This window comes from Streptoalloteichus hindustanus (assembly GCF_900129375.1).
Classification (GTDB): domain Bacteria; phylum Actinomycetota; class Actinomycetes; order Mycobacteriales; family Pseudonocardiaceae; genus Streptoalloteichus; species Streptoalloteichus hindustanus.
In genome coordinates this window covers 612,927-628,790 of the sequence record NZ_FQVN01000003.1, presented here as the reverse complement: position 1 = coordinate 628,790, position 15,864 = coordinate 612,927, and the positions used below count along the sequence as shown (strand labels likewise).

Annotated in this window: 17 protein-coding genes; 11 read left to right on the top strand and 6 right to left on the bottom strand. The window is 74.3% G+C overall.

Annotated features, from left to right (window positions below; genetic code table 11):
- Positions 1 to 68: 68 nt before the first annotated feature.
- Positions 69 to 1,091: a permease gene (locus BUE43_RS12045; protein ID WP_234995672.1), complete on the top strand. Its 1,023-nt coding sequence runs from the start codon at positions 69 to 71 to the stop codon at positions 1,089 to 1,091.
- Positions 1,088 to 1,936: a TIGR03943 family putative permease subunit gene (locus BUE43_RS12040; RefSeq protein WP_073482165.1), complete on the top strand. Its 849-nt coding sequence runs from the start codon at positions 1,088 to 1,090 to the stop codon at positions 1,934 to 1,936. The genes BUE43_RS12045 and BUE43_RS12040 overlap by 4 nt, the downstream gene beginning before the upstream one ends.
- Positions 1,937 to 2,086: 150 nt before the next feature.
- On the opposite strand, the gene BUE43_RS12035 is transcribed toward BUE43_RS12040, so the two are convergent.
- From BUE43_RS12035 to BUE43_RS12025, 3 genes are all read right to left on the bottom strand, one after another.
- Positions 2,087 to 2,539, bottom strand: a complete 453-nt coding sequence (locus BUE43_RS12035; protein WP_073482163.1) for a Fur family transcriptional regulator — start codon at positions 2,537 to 2,539, stop codon at positions 2,087 to 2,089.
- Positions 2,536 to 2,931: an ArsR/SmtB family transcription factor gene (locus BUE43_RS12030; RefSeq protein WP_073482161.1), complete on the bottom strand. Its 396-nt coding sequence runs from the start codon at positions 2,929 to 2,931 to the stop codon at positions 2,536 to 2,538. Before BUE43_RS12030 ends, BUE43_RS12035 begins: the two co-directional genes overlap by 4 nt.
- Positions 2,932 to 3,522: 591 nt before the next feature.
- Positions 3,523 to 3,798 carry a hypothetical protein gene (locus tag BUE43_RS12025; protein WP_234995671.1) on the bottom strand — a complete coding sequence of 92 codons (276 nt, stop codon included), beginning with the start codon at positions 3,796 to 3,798 and terminating at the stop codon, positions 3,523 to 3,525.
- 17 nt (positions 3,799 to 3,815) lie between these two features.
- On the opposite strand from BUE43_RS12025, the gene BUE43_RS12020 reads away from it, so the two are divergent.
- Positions 3,816 to 4,199 (top strand): antibiotic biosynthesis monooxygenase family protein, encoded by a 384-nt coding sequence (locus BUE43_RS12020; RefSeq protein WP_073482157.1) that lies wholly within the window; start codon positions 3,816 to 3,818, stop codon positions 4,197 to 4,199.
- Positions 4,200 to 4,280: 81 nt separating this feature from the next.
- Here the strand turns inward: BUE43_RS12020 and BUE43_RS12015 are convergent, their stop codons facing one another.
- Positions 4,281 to 4,616, bottom strand: coding sequence for a hypothetical protein (locus BUE43_RS12015; protein WP_073482155.1), 336 nt, complete (start codon positions 4,614 to 4,616; stop codon positions 4,281 to 4,283).
- Between the two features lie 335 nt (positions 4,617 to 4,951).
- Here BUE43_RS12015 and BUE43_RS12010 point away from each other — a divergent pair, with 335 nt between their 5' ends.
- From BUE43_RS12010 to BUE43_RS12000, 3 genes are all read left to right on the top strand, one after another.
- Positions 4,952 to 5,605 carry a class F sortase gene (locus tag BUE43_RS12010; protein WP_073482153.1) on the top strand — a complete coding sequence of 218 codons (654 nt, stop codon included), beginning with the start codon at positions 4,952 to 4,954 and terminating at the stop codon, positions 5,603 to 5,605.
- Positions 5,606 to 5,787: 182 nt separating this feature from the next.
- A complete protein-coding gene (locus tag BUE43_RS12005; RefSeq protein ID WP_073482151.1) occupies positions 5,788 to 7,173 on the top strand; it encodes a glycine--tRNA ligase in 1,386 nt (461 codons plus the stop codon).
- Positions 7,174 to 7,273: 100 nt separating this feature from the next.
- Positions 7,274 to 7,672, top strand: coding sequence for an NUDIX hydrolase (locus BUE43_RS12000; protein WP_073482707.1), 399 nt, complete (start codon positions 7,274 to 7,276; stop codon positions 7,670 to 7,672).
- A gap of 7 nt (positions 7,673 to 7,679) precedes the next feature.
- Here BUE43_RS12000 and BUE43_RS11995 read toward each other — a convergent pair whose 3' ends face one another.
- Positions 7,680 to 8,306: a vitamin K epoxide reductase family protein gene (locus BUE43_RS11995; RefSeq protein WP_234995669.1), complete on the bottom strand. Its 627-nt coding sequence runs from the start codon at positions 8,304 to 8,306 to the stop codon at positions 7,680 to 7,682.
- Positions 8,307 to 8,520: 214 nt separating this feature from the next.
- Between BUE43_RS11995 and BUE43_RS11990 the strand changes: the two genes are divergently transcribed.
- The 3 genes from BUE43_RS11990 to BUE43_RS11980 all read left to right on the top strand — a co-directional run bounded on the left by BUE43_RS11990 (position 8,521) and on the right by BUE43_RS11980 (position 12,137).
- On the top strand, positions 8,521 to 9,132 hold the full coding sequence (locus tag BUE43_RS11990; protein WP_073482149.1) for a YdcF family protein: 612 nt from the start codon (positions 8,521 to 8,523) through the stop codon (positions 9,130 to 9,132).
- A 291-nt stretch (positions 9,133 to 9,423) separates the two neighbouring features.
- The gene (locus BUE43_RS11985) at positions 9,424 to 10,686 is read left to right on the top strand and encodes a deoxyguanosinetriphosphate triphosphohydrolase (RefSeq protein ID WP_234995668.1); all 1,263 of its coding nucleotides are present in this window, start codon (positions 9,424 to 9,426) and stop codon (positions 10,684 to 10,686) included.
- A gap of 320 nt (positions 10,687 to 11,006) precedes the next feature.
- Positions 11,007 to 12,137: a serpin family protein gene (locus BUE43_RS11980; RefSeq protein WP_073482145.1), complete on the top strand. Its 1,131-nt coding sequence runs from the start codon at positions 11,007 to 11,009 to the stop codon at positions 12,135 to 12,137.
- A gap of 227 nt (positions 12,138 to 12,364) precedes the next feature.
- On the opposite strand, the gene sigJ is transcribed toward BUE43_RS11980, so the two are convergent.
- Positions 12,365 to 13,294, bottom strand: a complete 930-nt coding sequence (sigJ, locus tag BUE43_RS11975) for an RNA polymerase sigma factor SigJ (RefSeq protein WP_073482702.1) — start codon at positions 13,292 to 13,294, stop codon at positions 12,365 to 12,367.
- A gap of 81 nt (positions 13,295 to 13,375) precedes the next feature.
- Here sigJ and dnaG point away from each other — a divergent pair, with 81 nt between their 5' ends.
- Together dnaG and BUE43_RS11965 are read left to right on the top strand one after the other, a co-directional pair.
- Positions 13,376 to 15,286: a DNA primase gene (gene dnaG / locus BUE43_RS11970; protein ID WP_073482143.1), complete on the top strand. Its 1,911-nt coding sequence runs from the start codon at positions 13,376 to 13,378 to the stop codon at positions 15,284 to 15,286.
- Positions 15,286 to 15,831 carry a hypothetical protein gene (locus tag BUE43_RS11965; protein ID WP_073482141.1) on the top strand — a complete coding sequence of 182 codons (546 nt, stop codon included), beginning with the start codon at positions 15,286 to 15,288 and terminating at the stop codon, positions 15,829 to 15,831. The genes dnaG and BUE43_RS11965 overlap by 1 nt, the downstream gene beginning before the upstream one ends.
- Positions 15,832 to 15,864: the final 33 nt, after the last annotated feature.

The window sequence follows — 15,864 nt, the reverse complement described above, 5'->3', positions numbered from 1 at the left end:
GCAGCGGGTTCGTCGCTGTGATGGATACCCGTAACGGTTATCGGTAGCGAACTGGCAGCATGGTCCGGGTGACGACCACCCCGACGACGGACGGTGAGCCGACGAGCGCGCCCGCGCGGCGCGGCCGGATCGACTCCCTGGTCGTGCTCTGCGTGCTCCTGCTCGTCGCGATGCTCGCGCAGGACCAGTTGGTCAGCGCGTTCGACGCGCCGGCCGTCCGGACCGGCTCGACCGTGTTCGTCGCGGTCTGCGTGCAGGCGATGCCGTTCCTCGTGCTCGGCGTGCTGATCAGCGGGCTGATCGCCGCGTTCGTGCCGGCCAGCCTGCTGCGGCGGGTGTTGCCCCGCAACACGGCGGCTGCGGTCGGCGTGGCCGGCGTGGCCGGACTCGCGCTGCCGGGGTGCGAGTGCGCCTCCGTGCCCGTGGCCCGCCGGCTGATGCAGCAGGGCGTGCCCCCGGCCGTGGCGCTGGCGTTCCTGCTCGCCGCCCCCGCGGTGAACCCGATCGTGCTGGTGGCCACGGCGGTCGCCTTCCCCGGCGAGCCGATGATGGTGCTCGCCCGGTTCCTCGCCTCGCTCGCCACGGCCGTGGTGACCGGCTGGCTGTGGGCCAGGCTCGGCCGGGCCGAGTGGATCGCCGAGCGGGCGTTGCGCCGGATCACCCCCCGCCCCGGCGCCTCCCGGTGGGCGGTCTTCGCCGAGACGGCGCGGCACGACCTGGTGGAGGCCGGCGGCTTCCTGGTCCTGGGCGGCCTCACCGCCGCCGTGCTCAACGTCGCCGTGCCGGCGGCCTGGCTGACCTCGCTGGGCGGGCAGCTCGTGCTCGGCGTGATCGTGATGGCGCTGCTCGCGGTCGTGCTCGCGCTGTGCAGCGAGGCCGACGCGTTCGTCGCCGCCTCGCTGTCGGCCCTGCCGCTGCTGCCCCGACTGGTGTTCCTGGTCGTCGGGCCGGCCGTCGACGTGAAGCTGGTGGCGTTGCAGGCCGGCACGTTCGGCCGCGCCTTCGCCGTGCGCTTCGCCCCCCTGACCTTCCTGGTGGCCGTGGTGTGCGCGGTCGTCACCGGCCTGCTCGTCCTGGGAGGCGCCCGATGAGGCGGGAGACGCAGAACCTGGTGCTGGCGCTGCTCGGCGGCGCCCTGCTGAAGATCGCGTGGAACGGCACCTACCTGCGTTACGTCAAGCCCGGCCTGCTGCCGTGGCTGGTGGCGACCGGCGTCGTCATGGTGGCGCTGGCGGTCGTGGCGATCGTGCGGGACCTGCGCGCGGCCAGGACCGGCGGCGCCGTGCCCGCCCCGGCCTGCGCCGACGGCGGGGAGCACGGGCAGGAGGCCGGGGCGGCGCACGAGGAGCGCGCGACGGCTGGGGAGCCCCACCCGACCGCGGACGGCCACGGGCAGGGGCACGGTCATGACCACGGGCACCGGGAGCCGCGCAGCCCGTGGCTCCTGCTCCTCCCGGTGCTGGCGATCTTCCTCGTCGCGCCGCCGGCGCTCGGCGCCGACGCGGTCAACCGCGCGGGCGCCGGCAACGACCCCGGCACGCGGCAGGAGGCCAGGGGCAGCGCGGTGTTCCCGCCCCTGCCCGAGGGCGAGGCGATCCCGATGCCGATCGGCGAGGTCGTCACGCGCACCGTGTGGGACGACTCGGGCACGCTGGACAACCGCACGATCAAGATCACCGGCTTCCTGGTGCGGCGCGACGACGGCCGGCGGGTGCTGGCCCGGATGGTGATCCGCTGCTGCGCGGCCGACGCCTCGCCCCGCACCATCGTCCTCGCGGGCAGGGACGCCGAGCTCGCCGCGTACTCGCCGGACACCTGGCTGGAGGTGGTCGGCCGCGTCGTGCCGGGCAGCGGCCGGACCTCCGCCGACCACACCCCGACCCTCACGGTCGAGTCGGCCCGCCCGGTCGCCGCCCCGGCCGACCCCTACGAGTAGGACCGGCCGCGCCCGCCCCGCAGCTCAGGACGCGCCGCGTTCAGTCGCGGCTGGGCTCATGGCACCGCGTTCAGGTGGCGGTGAGCTCAGGTGACACCTTGTTCGGATGGCGCTGTGTTCAGATGGCGCTGTGTTCAGATGGCGCTGGGGTCAGGAGGCGCTGGGCTCCGGAGCGCTGCCGCAGTCCGCGCAGGTGCCGAAGATCTCGACGGTGTGGCTGACGTGGGTGAACCCGTTCTCGGCCGCCACGCGGTCGGCCCACTTCTCCACCGCGGGGCCCTCCACCTCGACGGTGCGCCCACAGCCGCGGCACACCAGGTGATGGTGGTGGTGGGCCGAGCACCGGCGATAGATCGCCTCGCCGGTGCCGGTGCGCAGCACGTCCACCTCGCCGGCGTCGGCCAGCGTCTGCAGCGTGCGGTAGACCGTGGTGAGGCCGATGCCCTCGCCCCGCCGCCGCAGCTCCTCGTGGATCTCCTGCGCGGAGCGGAAGTCGTCGAGCTGGTCGAGCAGCCGGGAGACGGCGGCCCGCTGCCGGGTGGCCCGCAGGCCGGGAACGGCCGTCGTGCTCCGCTGGCCGGTCGTCGGGTGCTCCGTGCTCACTCCGCCTCCTCCACGTGCGCGACGGCGTCCACCACGATGTGCGCCAGGTGCTCGTCGACCAGGCGGTAGACCACCTCGCGCCCGTGCCGCTCGCCGTGCACCACTCCGGCCGACTTCAGCACCCGCAGGTGCTGGCTGATCAGCGGTTGGGCGACGCCGAGCGCGTCCACGAGCTCGTGCACGCACCGCTCGGAGGCGCGGAGCTGGAGCACGATCGCGATCCGCACCGGCGCGGCCAGGGCGCGCAGCAGGTCGCCGGCGGCGGCCAGGGTCCTCGGGTCCCGAGGGGGGACCGGACGCGCCGCGCCGCGGGCGTGGTCGTGGGATGGGACCTGCTCGTCGGCGCCCGCGTCCGCGCGCTGCCGCGCGGCATCGGGGCTTGCGGTCGGCATTTCGTCTCCAACGCTCCGGCGTGGTGGCCGCCCGCCGGGGCGACCAGGCTCTCCCGCCATCCTACGGGCCACCTGACCAAGGACCGGCCGCGCGCGGACGCCACCGCCACGGCGATCGGTGGCTCCGGCCGACGTCAACCCACCCGACCAGCCGAGATCAACACGCTTCTCCGCCCCACCGCGCCGACCGCGCGGGGACCGTGCCTGCCTGGCCTGAACTGACGTGGGGCGCGTCGCGGACCTCGAACCGCGATCTCGAACCGCTCGCGGACGTCCGACGGCTGCTTCCGACGAAGGAGCGCCGAACCGCGCCGCGCCGTCGGCCCCAACCCCTCAGGACAGCCCCCACCCGCCCTGGGGGGCGAGCCCCGCTCCAGCCTATCCGCGCAGGTCCGGCCCGGACCAGAGCGAATCCGCGACCTGTGGACAACTGCCGCCGCCACCGTCCGTTGTTCACCCGACGATGGTGTTGCTGTGGACAGCTGCCCGACCCTGTGGACAGCCACTTGACAAGGTGGGCACATGGGGTAAGGGGGCTCGGCGGTCGCCCGGCCAAAGCGTCGAGACGGCGTTCGGACCGGCCCGGAGGGGCTAGAAGAGGACTGACACGGCCACGGCCGCCAGCACCGCGATGACCACGATCCGCCCCACCCGCTCGACAGGGCGGAGTCGCGACCAGGTGGCGACCAGCAGGACGACCACGAGCAGGGTCAGCAGCCCGAGCAGCGCCGCCCCCACCGCCCCGCGCAGCCACACCCCGAGCGCGAAGAGCCCGAACACGACGAGGAAGGCGACCACCGGGGGAACGCGGGAGAGCGGGCCGTCGCCCGGCAGCAGCGGGGCCCTCGTGGGACGACGTCGATCCATGCGGGCAGGATGCCAGGGTGCTGTTGGTCTGCCGGTTCGCCGTGCCCCCGGCGGGGACCGAGCGGTTCGCCGCCCGAGCCCGCACCGCGCTGGAACTGCTCACCGCCCAGCCGGGCTGCCTCGGCGGGCGGCTGGGCCGGGCCGCCGAGGACCCGGACCGCTGGGTGCTGGTGGTGGAGTTCGAGTCGGTGGTCGCCTACCGCCGCGCGTTGTCGCCCTTCCCGGTGCGCGAGCACGTCGTCCCGTTCCTCGCCGAGGCGCTGACCGACGAGACGTCCGTCCTGGAGGTGCTGGCGAGCGCGTCCGGCGGCGTCGTCGAGCAGCGGGTCAGCCTGCTGGCCGCCGACTCCGGCTCGGTGCGGGTCGGGGAGGCCGCCGGCCCGGAGGTGCCGCCGCGCTGACGGCGTCGGCGGCCGGAGCCCGTCGGCGCCGACACCGAAGCCGACACCGAAGCCGACACTGACGGGTGGCTGAACGACTCGTCAGGCGGCGTGCTGGCAGGTCGCGCAGGTGCACTCGGCGCAGGAGCAGTGCGCGCACGAGTCCGAGCACGACTCGCACTGGCACCTGGCGTGGTTGCAGGTCGGACACGTGCAGTCCGCGCAGTTGCACACCGCGCACGCGTCGGCGCAGTGCTCGCACTGGCAGTCGGTGCACTCGTCGTAGTGCACGCCCTCGTCGGTGCGGTGCTCGCGGTGGACGTGGCCGGCGTGCAGGTAGTCGACGTGGTCGCCGTGGATCACGGAGTCGTGGCCGCAGCCGGGTCCGTGCGTGTGGTGGTGGCTCTCGGCGGGCCGGTGGTCGAGCATGCTGGGCATGGCCCCTCCTGTGCTGGGGACCGCGGGGATGGCGCCGGGCGCGTCGCCGCCGCGTCCGGTCGGGTGACGGTCTCGGAGCGGCCCTGCTGTCGGAGGCCGTCGACAGCAGTGTCGCCCCGTGGGGCCGGACCGGGATCGGGCCTGCTCGCGGACTGCCCCGAACGGATTACGTTGCCGTGCGCTTCCCGCAACCACTCCCGGGTGATCCCCGCCCGGACTACCGTTCGCTCTGTCGTGCTGCTGTCACTGAATGTGACGGCGAGAGGTGAGCGGGACGTGGCGGACGGCCCCGCGCGGCGCCACCAGGGAAAGGCGGAACGAGCGCAGTGAGCAGTGTGAACGGGGACGACTCGTTAGGCAGTGGCCGTCCGGCGCGCCCGAGGCGTCGTGGGATCTGGATCGGCGTCGCCGTGGTGGCGGTGCTGGTGGTGGGCAGCGCGGTGACGTTCGCGCTGGTGAGTCGGACGGACGAGCCGCTGGTCGCGCCCGCGCCCCCGGCGGACACCGCCGTTCCGGCTCCCGCGACCATGAGCGCCACCCCGCAGGGGCAGCCCCCGGGCACCATCCGCCTGCCCGGGGGCGGCACCGCCCGACTGGTGCGGCGGGAGCTCACCGCCGACGGCACGCTGCCGATCCCCGAGGGACTGGACGAGGCCACCTGGTGGGGAGCCGGCCTCGGCGCGCCCGCCGGGGCCTCGGTGCTGGCCGGGCACGTCAACTGGAAGGGCGTGAAGGGGCCGTTCGACGAGCTGTGGCGCGCCGCGAAGGGGCAGGTCGTCGAGGTGGTCGACCAGGCGGGCGGGCGGTGGTCCTACCGGGTGACCGAGATCGTGACCGTGCACAAGAACGACCTGCCCGGCCGGGCCGAGGCGTTGTTCGGCCAGGACGGCGGGCACCGGCTGGTGCTCGTCACGTGCGGTGGCGACTACGTCGGCGGCACCGACGGCTACCGGGACAACCGCGTGGTCGTCGCCGCGCCCACGTCCTGACCCGTTCGGGTGGTAGCGGGGAGCCGGTGGGCGCGCGCCCGTCCGGTGTGTCGGCGACGGGCGGGCCCGCGTCGGGGCCGGACCGTACCCGGTAGGCTGTCCTCCTCGTATGTCAACCCCTGGACCTGCGTCCGCGCGACCTGACCGCACCGCCGAGTCGAGTCATCACCACAGGAGCGTCCGTGCCCGCCGATCGGATCGAGACAGTCGTCAGCCTCTGCAAGCGCCGTGGCTTCGTCTACCCGTGCGGGGAGATCTACGGCGGTACCAGGTCGGCCTGGGACTACGGCCCGCTGGGCGTCGAGCTGAAGGACAACATCAAGCGGCAGTGGTGGAAGACCGTGGTGCAGGGCCGCGACGACGTCGTCGGCCTGGACTCCTCGGTGATCCTGCCCCGTGACGTGTGGGTCGCCTCCGGCCACGTCGAGGCGTTCGTCGACCCGCTGGTGGAGTGCACCTCCTGCCACCGGCGCTTCCGCGCCGACCACCTGGGCGAGGAGTACGCGGAGCGCACCGGCAAGGAGATCGCCGAGGGCGACCTGTCCGACGTGCCGTGCCCCAACTGCGGCAACCGCGGCCAGTACACCGAGCCGAAGATGTTCAACGGCATGCTGAAGACCTTCCTCGGCCCGGTGGAGTCCGAGGAGGGCCTGCACTACCTGCGGCCGGAGACCGCCCAGGGCATCTTCGTCAACTTCCTCAACGTGCTCACCACCGCGCGCCGCAAGCCGCCGTTCGGCATCGGCCAGGTCGGCAAGTCCTTCCGCAACGAGATCACCCCGGGCAACTTCATCTTCCGCACCCGGGAGTTCGAGCAGATGGAGATGGAGTTCTTCGTCGAGCCGGGCACGGACGAGGAGTGGCACCAGTACTGGATCGACGAGCGCACTCGTTGGTACCTGGACCTGGGCATGAACAAGGACAACCTGCGGCACTACGAGCACCCCAAGGAGAAGCTGTCGCACTACTCCAAGCGGACCGTCGACCTGGAGTACCGCTTCCAGTTCGGCGGCCAGGAGTGGGGTGAGCTGGAGGGTGTCGCCAACCGCACCGATTACGACCTGACGACGCACTCGAACCACTCGGGCGTCGACCTGTCGTTCTTCGACCAGGCCACCAACTCGCGCTACCGCCCCTTCGTCATCGAGCCGGCGGCCGGCGTCGGCCGCGCCATGATGGCGTTCCTCCTCGACGCCTACGCCGAGGACGAGGCGCCCAACGCCAAGGGCGGCGTGGACAAGCGCGTCGTGCTGCGCCTGGACCGGCGGCTCGCCCCGGTGAAGGCGGCGGTGCTGCCGCTGTCCCGCAACGCGGAGCTGTCGCCGAAGGCCAGGGACCTGGCGCAGCGGCTGCGGCGGAACTGGAACGTCGAGTTCGACGACGCCGGTGCGATCGGCCGCCGCTACCGCCGCCAGGACGAGATCGGCACGCCGTTCTGCGTCACCGTGGACTTCGACTCGCTCACCGACCACGCCGTCACGGTGCGGGAGCGCGACACGATGACCCAGGAGCGGGTGGCCATGGACCAGATCGAGCGCTACCTCGGCGAGCGCCTGCTGGGCTGCTGACGACCGTCGACCGCGGAGGGGGCCCGGCACCGGGTCCCCTCCGTCGTCGTCCCGACGGAGCGCCGACGGGGAAGGAGCGGGCGGGGTGGACCCGACCAGGCTGATCGACAAGGTGGCGTGGGTGCGGCTGGAGGGCGGCCGGGTCCTGGCCGCGCGCTCCCACGGCAAGGACGTCTTCTACTTCCCCGGCGGCAAGCGCGAGCCGGGGGAGAGCGATCTGGACACGCTGGTGCGGGAGGTCCGCGAGGAGCTGGCGGTGGAGATCGACCCGACCACCGCGGCCCCCTTCGGCACCTTCGAGGCGCAGGCCCACGGCCAGCGGTCCGGCGTGGTGGTGCGGATGACCTGCTACACCGCCGACTACCGCGGCGACCTGACGCCGAGCGGCGAGATCGCGGAGCTGGCCTGGCTCGACCACACCGACCGCGATCGCGTGTCGCCGGTGAACCAGGTCATCCTGGACCACCTGCTGGCCACCGGCCGGGTGCGCGGCGCCTAGCTCGGCCCTAGCTCGGCGCGTTGAGCCAGAACCGCTCCAGCACCACGAAGGCGATCAGCAGGTACCAGAGGCCGAGCACGGCCCAGTGCAGCCGCACGGGGACCGTCCCGACCTCCCGCACGGTGCGCGACCGGCTGGTGCCCACGACGTGCAGCAGGGTATACCAGAAGATCGGGATGGTCACGACCCAGACGACCATGCAGTACGGGCACAACGCCCCGATGTCGTAGACGCTCTGCACCATCAGCCAGTGCACGAACACCGTGCCGGCAGCGGAGCCGGCGAGCAGGCCCGCCCAGAACCAGCGGGGGAACCGCACCCCGCCGAGCGCGGCGACGCCGATCGTCGTGACCACCGCGAACGCGGCGATGCCGATGAGCGGGTTGGGGAACCCGAAGGCGGCCGCCTGCGGGCTCTGCATCACCGACCCGCAGCTGAGCACGGTGTTGATCGTGCAGGTCGGGATGTAGTTCGGGTTCCGCAGCAGCTCCAGCCGCTCCAGGGTGAGCACGAACGAGGCGACCCACCCGACGAGCCCGCCCACGGCCAGCACCCACGGCACGATCCGGCTCGGCGCCGGCGTCACCCCGTCGTCCGTCACGTCCTCGCGCTCGGTCACAGCTGTGTCCTCCACGTTCGCCACCCCACCATCCTCCCCCCACCCCCGAAAAGCCCCCGTGTGTCGGCCTTCTGGTCCGCGCCCGGCTCGCCTCCCCGCCTGTCCGGAGGGCGGCGGCCCCCCTCGGGGCGGTGACGCACCGGGGCGGGGACGGGGAACGCGGATCGGGTCTGGAACGATGCGCGCTGTGACCGGTACCGGCCCTTCTCGTCCGTTGATCTTGCGTCGGATGCTGCTGCGCGTGCTCTTCGGCGCCGCGTTGGTGGCGGCGCTCGTCGTCGGGGGCACCGCCTTCCGGGTGTGGCAGGTGGCCAGGACCGAGGACCGGAGCAAGGCGGACATCGTGGTCGTGCTCGGCGCCGCGCAGTACAACGGCCGGCCCACGCCGGTGCTGGAGGCCCGCCTGGAGCACGCCAGGGCGCTCTACCGGCGGGGGGTGGCCCAGCAGATCGTGACCGTGGGCGGCGGGCTGCCCGGCGACAACTTCACCGAGGGCGAGGCCGGCCGGCGCTGGCTGATCGACCACGACGTCCCGGCGGCCAACGTCACCGCCGTCGGCGAGGGCGGTGACACCCTGGGCAGCATGAAGGCGGTCGCGGCGGTGGCGCGGGACCGGGGCTGGCGGACCGCGGTGATCGTCAGCGATCCGTGGCACTCGCTGCGGGCGCGCACCATGGCGCGGGACGCGGGCCTGGACTCGTGGACCTCGCCGACCCGCCACGGCCCGATCGTGCAGACCAGGGAGACGCAGGGCCGCTACATCATTCGGGAAACCGGCGCGCTGCTCTACTACCGGCTGACCCACGCCCCGGCCGGCGACAACAGCACCAGCCTCGACTGAGCTCCCGCGCCCCTTCTCCCAGGTCAGCCCCCACCCGCCCTGGGGGGGGGGCGAGCCCTGCTCCAGCCTATCGGCCACCCCAACCCCGCCGCACCCCACAGGCGCGCCCCTGTGGATAACCCCGGCAAAACACATCGCCCACCCGGTGGCTCACCGGAGTGATGTGGACAACTCCGCCGCGCCGCCGCAAAACCGGTCGGCCGCGAGCCCGCCCCGGGGTACGAGCCGGAGGTCACGACACGGACACGCCGGCCGCCCCCGCCGATGGGCCGGACACATACCCTCGTCAGGGTGAGGCCCGGCTACTCCGACCACGACGCGGCGAGGTTGCTGCCCGAACCGCCCAAGCGCGGCGCTCCGCCGGACGCGCGCACCGAGCGGCGCAGCCCGTTCGCCAGGGACCGGGCCCGCGTGCTGCACTGCGCGGCGCTCCGCCGGCTGGCCGGCAAGACCCAGGTCGTCGGTCCCGGCGAGGGCGACGTGCCGCGCACCCGGCTCACCCACTCGTTGGAGGTCGCCCAGATCGGCAGGGGCATCGGCGAGGAGCTGGGCTGCGACCCGGACGTCGTCGACACCGCCGGTCTGGCCCACGACATCGGCCACCCGCCGTTCGGGCACAACGGCGAACGGGCCCTGGACGAGATCGCCCAGCCCTGCGGCGGGTTCGAGGGCAACGCCCAGACGCTGCGCATCCTGACCCGCCTGGAGCCCAAGGTGCTCGGCCCGGACGGCGGCAGCCTCGGGCTCAACCTGACCCGCGCCTCGCTGGACGCCGCCACCAAGTACCCGTGGCCGCGCCGGGACGGCCAGCCCAAGTACGGCGTCTACGCGGACGACCTGCCGACCTTCACCTGGCTGCGGGCCGGCGCGCCCGGCGACCGCCGCTGCCTGGAGGCGCAGATCATGGACTGGGCCGACGACGTCGCCTACTCGGTGCACGACGTCGAGGACGGGGTGCTGTCCGGCCGGATCTCGCTGCGCTCGCTGACCGACCGGGACGAGCGCGCGGCGATCGCGGAGCTGGCCGCCGCGCACTTCAGCCCCGAACCCGTGGCCGCGCTGGCCGAGGCCGCGGCCGAGCTGGTGGCGCTGCCGGCCGTCGCCGAGCTCGTCGCGCGCGACCACGACGGCTCGTTCGCCGCCCAGGTCGCGTTGAAGCGCCTCACCAGCGAGCTGGTCGGCCGGTTCGCGGCGGCCGCCGTGACCGGGACCCGGCGCAGCCACGGCGACGGTCCGTTGCGCCGGTACACCGCCGACCTCGTCGTGCTGCCGCGCGTCGCCGCCGAGGTGGCGGTGCTCAAGGCGATGGCCCTGCGGTACGTGATGAGCGACCCGCGCCGGTTGGCGATGCAGCGGACCCAGCGCGAGCAGCTCGCCGAGCTCGTCGCGGCGCTGGCCGACCGCGCGCCGGACGCGCTGGACCCGCTCTTCCACCCCGCCTGGCACGCGGCGACCTCGGACGCCGACCGGCTGCGCGTCGTCATCGACCAGGCCGCCCTCCTGACGGACGCGCAGGCGCTGGAATGGCACGCGCGGCTGACGGGCGTCCGCTGACGGGTGGCCGCCGACGAGCGTCCGCTGACGGTGAATGCCGGACCGGGCCACGCGTGATCGGTGGCACACTCGGGCCATGGGCATTCGAGCGTGGATACGACGGTTAGGCCGCAAGCGCGTCCCTGCCGGGGTCGGCGCACGCGAGCGGGGCTACGGCGACGGTCGGCGAGGTGGCCTGGGCGAGGGCGGCTCGGGCGTGCGGGAACCCCGACGCCCCCGACCGCACGGTCCCGTCAGCGGCGCGGGAGCGGCGACTCCGCCCTCTCCGCCCCGGGTCGCCACGTTGCCGGACGCGCGCCGCTGACACCGGCGACGACACGGTGACCTCCCGAGCTCTCGGCGAGCACCTGGCGTTCGCCCTCGCGGCGCACCGGGCGCTGAACCCCGACGCCACGCGGGAGAGCTGCCTCTCCCCGCTCTCACTGGCCAGCGCGCTCGGCCTCCTCGCGTCCGGCGCCCGTGCGCAGACCAGGGCCGAACTGGCGACGGCGCTCACCGGCGCCCCGGACGGCGAGCTGGCGGCCCACGCCCGTCTTCTCGCTTCGGCCACGACGCTCGCCGAGAGCTTCGCGGACGAGCGGCCGGTGCTCGCGGTGGCCAACACCCTCTGGACCGACGAAAGCGTCCACGTCGAGCCGGCCTTCGTCGAGGAACTGCGGCGCTGGCCCGCCGGCGCGGTCCGGACGGCCGCGTTCCGCCCCGATCCCGAGCCCGCCCGCCAGAAGATCAACAGTGCCGTCGCGGAGACGACCCGGGGGCTGGTCCCCGAGCTGCTGCGCCCCGGAGCCGTCCACGCCAACACCCTCGCGGCGCTGGTCAACGCGCTGTACCTCCGCGCGGGATGGCGGCACGCCTTCAGCCGGGGCGACACCACGCCTGCGCTGTTCCACACACCGCGCGGCACGCACGAGGTCCCGACGATGCGCCAGACCCACCGGATGGGGCACACGGCGACCCGGGGCTGGACCGTCGTGCGCCTGCCGGCCGACGGCGGAGTGGACGTCGACGTCCTGCTCCCGGACGGTGATCTCGCCGAGGCCGAGCGCGGGCTCGACGCGCGCCACCTCGGCGCGCTCCTCGCCGCGGTCGCGGGACGCGAGGTCGAACTCCACCTCCCCGTCACGCGGGTGCGCGCGGCGTTCCGGCTGGAGCAGGCCCTGGCGGCGCTCGGCGTGCGCGCCGCCTTCGGTGCGGCGGCCGACCTGTCGGGGATCAGCGTCGAGCCGCCGTTGCGCGTGGGGTCGGCGGCGCACGAGGCCGTGCTCCGGCTCGACGAGCGGGGCCTGGAGGGGGCGGCGGCCACCGCCGTGACCTTCGCCCCGCTGTCGCTGGCGGAGCCGGAGGAGCCGGTCGTGGTGCGGGTCGACCGCCCGTTCCTGCTGCTCGTCCGGCACCGGGACACCGGCGTCGTGCTGTTCCTGGCCAGGGTGACCGACCCGGCCGGCGGCTGATCACCGCGCTCTGCCGCGTCCTCCGGGGATCGTGTTGTCCTCCCGGTGAAGGCTCCGCGCCCGGCGGGCCCGCCGCGAGGAGGACGTGGTGCAGCGCGTCCCCGGAGTGCCCACCCGCCAGGCCGACTGAGCGACCCGGCTCGTCTACCGGTTGACCCCGGCGCGGCCTCGGCACCGACGAGCGGGTCGCGGAGCCGGAGCGGCGGCGGTGCCGGCCGACGCGCCGGCTACCACGGCACGCGGGTGAGCTTGTCCGGGTTCGCCACGTCGAAGACCGCGGCCAACCGGCCGTCCCGCACCGCGAAGGTGAGGACCCGGCGGGCCGCGGTCTCCCGGCCCTCCGCGTCGAGGCTGGGCGGGACGACCAGCCCGAAGTCGCCGTTGACCAGCACCGGGCGCGCCTCGGCGAAGGCGGCCTCGCTGTAGTAGCGCCGCCACAGCCCGAGCGCGAAGCGCGCGACCTTCTCCGCCCCGGCGACCGTGCGCAGCGTCGTGCGGATCCGCCCGCCGCCGTCGCCGGTGACCACCACGTCCGGGTGCAGCAGCCGCACCATGAGCGGCACGTCGCCGGTGGACAGCGCGGTGAGGAACGTCTCGACGACCTGCTGCTGCTCGGCCAGGGCGGTCCTGGGCGGCGGGTCGCCGTCGGCGACGGCCCTGCGCCCGCGCGAGGCGTGCTGCCGGGCGGCCGCCACCGAGCAGCCCAGCACCTCGGCGATCTCCGCGAACGGCAGCCCCAGGCCGTCGTGCAGCACGAACGCCACCCGTTGCTCCGGGGTGAGCCGGTGCAGCACGGCCAGCGCCGCCATCCGCACGCCGTCGTCGCGGACGACCACGTCCAGCGGGTCCTCGCCCGGCGCTCCGCCGATCGGCGTCACCACGGGCTCGGGCAGCCACGGGCCGACGTAGCGCTCCCGCCGCGACGCCGCCGAGCGCAGCCGGTCCAGGCAGATCCGGCCGACCACGGTGGTCAGCCACGCGCGCAGGTCCTCGATGCCCTCCCGGCTGGCCCCGTCCAGCCGGGACAGCCGCAGCCACGCCTCCTGCACCGCGTCCTCGGCGTCGGCCAGCAGCCCGGTGAGCCGGTAGGCCACCCCGAGCAGGTGGGACCGGTGCTCGGTGAAGCGGGTGGCGAGGAGGTCGTCGGGGACGGGCATGGCGATCAGCAAAGCACATCCCGGCCGGCCGCCTGCCGGTGAGCGCGAGGTCACCTCCGGCGGGTCACTAGACTCGGGTCCGTGGCAGGGAGGATCCGGGAGAGCGACATCGCCGCGGTACGGGAGCGGAACCGGATCGACGAGGTGGTGGGGGAGTACGTCGCCCTGCGGCGGGCCGGCGGCGGCGCGCTCAAGGGCCTGTGCCCGTTCCACGACGAGAAGACCCCGTCGTTCAACGTGCGGCCCAGCCACGGCACCTTCCACTGCTTCGGCTGCGGCGAGGGCGGCGACGTCATCGCCTTCGTCATGAAGATGGAGCACCTGGAGTTCCGGGAGGCGGTCGAGCGGCTCGCCGAGCAGGCCGGGCTCCAGCTGACCTATGAGGGCGGCGGTCCCAGCGTGCAGCGGGACCGGGGCACCCGCTCCCGCCTGGTGGAGGCGCTGCGCGCCGCCGCGGAGTTCTACGCCGAGCAGCTGCGCTCGCCCGAGGCGCTGCCGGCGCGGGAGTTCCTGGCCCAGCGCGGCTTCGACGAGGCGGCCGCGGCCAGCTTCGGCTGCGGCTTCGCCCCCTCCGGGTGGGACCGGCTGACCAGGTACCTGCAGGGCCGCGGCTTCGAGTTCGCGGAGCTGGAGCGGGCCGGGCTGTCCCGGTCGGGCCGCCAGGGACCGATCGACCGGTTCCACCGCCGGCTGCTGTGGCCGATCAGGGACCTGGGCGGCGACGTGGTGGGCTTCGGCGCCCGGCGGATCTTCCCGGACGACCCGATCGAGGCCAAGTACGTCAACACGCCGGAGACCCCGGTCTACAAGAAGTCGCAGGTGCTGTTCGGCCTCGACCGCGCCAAGCGGGAGATCTCGAAGCGGCGGCAGGCGGTCGTCGTCGAGGGCTACACCGACGTCATGGCCATGCACCTGGCCGGGGTGCCCACCGCGGTCGCCTCCTGCGGCACGGCCTTCGGCGAGGAGCACGTCGTGCTGCTGCGCCGGCTGCTCATGGACGACGACGCCCTGCGCGGCGAGGTGATCTTCACCTTCGACGGGGACGCGGCCGGGCAGAAGGCGGCCATGAAGGCGTTCGAGGGGGAGCAGGAGTTCGCCGCGCAGACCTACGTCGCGGTCGCGCCGGACGGGATGGACCCCTGCGAGCTGCGGCAGAACAAGGGCGACGCGGCCGTGCAGGACCTGGTGGCCCGCCGGCAGCCGCTGTTCGAGTTCGCCATCCGCAGCCTGCTGGAGGAGTACGACCTGGACTCGGTCGACGGCCAGGTGGCGGCGCTCAAGCGCACGGTCCCGCTGGTCGCCCAGATCAAGGACCGCGCCCGCCGGGACGGCTACGCCACCAAGCTCGCCTACTGGGTCGGGTGGCCGGACGAGTCGACGGTGGTGCGCCGGGTGCGCGAGGAGGCCGGCGCGCCGACCGGGACGCCCGCGCGGCGGACCCGGCGCCCGGCCCCGGCCGACCCGAACCAGGGCGCGTTGGCGGTCGAGGTGGGGGGTCCGCCGCGGCCGGACCCCCGGGAGCCGAGGCTGCGGGTGGAGCGGGAGGCGCTCAAGGTCGCGTTGCAGCTCCCGGGGCTGACCGGGCCGATGTACGACGCGATCCCGGAGGAGGCGTTCACCCAGCCCGCCTACCAGGCGCTGCACCGCGCGGTGCTCGCGGCGGGCGGCACGTCCGCGGGGCTCGCCGGTTCCTCGTTCGTCGACGCCGTGGGTCAGCACTGCGACGCCGCGGTGGTGCGCTCGCTGCTGACCGAACTGGCCGTCGAGCCGCTGCAGGTCAAGTCGGAGGAGGACACCCGCTACGTCTCGGGGGTGCTCGCCGGCCTGCAGGCCGGGATGGTGGCCCGGCAGGTCGCGGAGATCAAGTCGCGGTTGCAGCGCCTGTCGCCGCTGGAGCACGCTGACGAGTACCACGCGCAGTTCGGCGACCTGGTGGCGTTGGAGCAGTACCACAAGGTCCTGCGAGAGCAGGCGATGGGCGGGATGGACTGATGGGGCGGCTGCGTCGGTTGTGGGCCCGGCTGTCCGGCGCGGGACAGCTGCCCGAGGGCTTCGCCGGCGCGCTGGCCGCGGAGGAGAACGTGCTCGCCGTGGCCGGGGTCCGCGACGGCGGTCACCTCGTGGCGACCTCGCTCGGGCTGTGGCTGCCGGAGGGGGAGACGACGCGGCGGGTCGGCTGGCACCTGGTCAGCAAGGCGACCTGGGGCGAGGGGGCGCTCACCCTGGTCGAGGCGGACGAGGTCGAGCCGGCCGGCGAGGCGGTGGTGCTGGCCGACCGGCCGGCGCGGCGGTTCGCGCTGCCCGAGCCCGGTCGGCTGCCCGAGGTCGTGCACACCAGGGTGACGGGGTCGATCAGGTCGCGGCACCGGCAGGAGTTCCCCGGCGGGGGCGCGTGGTTCGTGCAGCGGCGCGTGCCGGGCCGGGACGGGGTCGTGCTCCAGGTGCGGCCGGACCCGGGAGCCGATCGGGTGGTCCTCGTCGACACGGCGGCCGAAGTGGCGCAGCGGCTCCGCCAACTGCGTGAAATCCGGCCCTGAGGACCTACCGCACGCCTACGTATGGCATCAGGG

Coding starts and splice junctions, on each gene's coding strand:
- BUE43_RS11965 (WP_073482141.1), top strand. CDS start 15,286: ATGGGGCGGCTGCGTCGGTTGTGGGCCCGGCTGTCCGGCGCGGGACAG.
- sigJ (WP_073482702.1), bottom strand. CDS start 13,294: ATGCCCGTCCCCGACGACCTCCTCGCCACCCGCTTCACCGAGCACCGG.
- BUE43_RS11990 (WP_073482149.1), top strand. CDS start 8,521: ATGCTGCTGCGCGTGCTCTTCGGCGCCGCGTTGGTGGCGGCGCTCGTC.
- BUE43_RS12040 (WP_073482165.1), top strand. CDS start 1,088: ATGAGGCGGGAGACGCAGAACCTGGTGCTGGCGCTGCTCGGCGGCGCC.
- BUE43_RS12030 (WP_073482161.1), bottom strand. CDS start 2,931: ATGCCGACCGCAAGCCCCGATGCCGCGCGGCAGCGCGCGGACGCGGGC.
- BUE43_RS12015 (WP_073482155.1), bottom strand. CDS start 4,616: ATGCCCAGCATGCTCGACCACCGGCCCGCCGAGAGCCACCACCACACG.
- BUE43_RS12025 (WP_234995671.1), bottom strand. CDS start 3,798: ATGGATCGACGTCGTCCCACGAGGGCCCCGCTGCTGCCGGGCGACGGC.